Raw genomic sequence first — 691 nt, 5'->3', positions numbered from 1 at the left:
CCCGGCCGGCTGGCCTCGCCTGCTTGCGGGGTTGGGCTGGCGATACCTCGACCGGCGGCACGGGTTCGCGCGCCTGCTGCGCCAAGGCCAGGGGCAGATCAAAGGCAGAAAAGCATGTGAGCGTGGCGGAAGCGAGCAGAAGACGGCGCGGTCGGACGATACGGGTGGAAGACACGGCACAAAACCTCGGTATGACGTCAGTGGCACGTCACAGCGAACGAGGTCTCACCTTTTGGCCCTGCAGCCGCCCGATGAAGCCGAATGCCTGTACTCCCCGACCGACATCTTCGCGTGTGACCACGGCTGACGGCAGGTCTCCTGGCTCGCGGGTCAGTACCTTGCATCGCCTTCCCGGGACCGAGATACCCAGTGGCTCGTGACGCAAGATTCGCCGCTCACAGTTGCGGGGGCAGCCACGGCATTGGGGACAACGTCCCCGCACCGCATTCCCTTTTCATCCCCTCTCGGGGAAACCGTCGCGAGCATCTAGGATTACCATCAGGACAGAGTCAATGTGCGAGTTGCGGCGTTATGGCCACAACGACCAACTTCCTTGGAGATGAGCATGGAAGGCGAGACCTTCCTCTGGCTGATACGGCACGCGCCCGTCGAGGGCGTGAAGGGGACGATCCACGCCGCCGACGCACCGGCCGATCTCGGCGCTCGCGCGCAGCTGGAGGCGCTGCGGCAG

Annotated in this window: 1 protein-coding gene, 1 pseudogene and 1 riboswitch; the gene and the pseudogene both read left to right on the top strand. The window is 65.0% G+C overall.

All coding sequences use genetic code 11. From position 1 onward, the window contains the following. A partial coding sequence (locus MOV75_RS40740) for a hypothetical protein (protein WP_247008497.1) occupies positions 1 to 307 on the top strand: 307 nt, incomplete at its 5' end. After that, positions 291 to 493: riboswitch (cobalamin riboswitch) on the bottom strand. Its footprint overlaps the gene before it by 17 nt. Positions 494 to 565: 72 nt before the next feature. Continuing rightward, positions 566 to 691, top strand: a pseudogene (locus MOV75_RS40735) (histidine phosphatase family protein); the annotation flags it as partial.

The organism is Bradyrhizobium sp. PRIMUS42, from assembly GCF_023006515.1.
Classification (GTDB): Bacteria; Pseudomonadota; Alphaproteobacteria; order Rhizobiales; family Xanthobacteraceae; genus Bradyrhizobium.
Note: the sequence above shows the minus strand (reverse complement) of the source record. Positions and strands in the feature narration are given on the sequence as shown.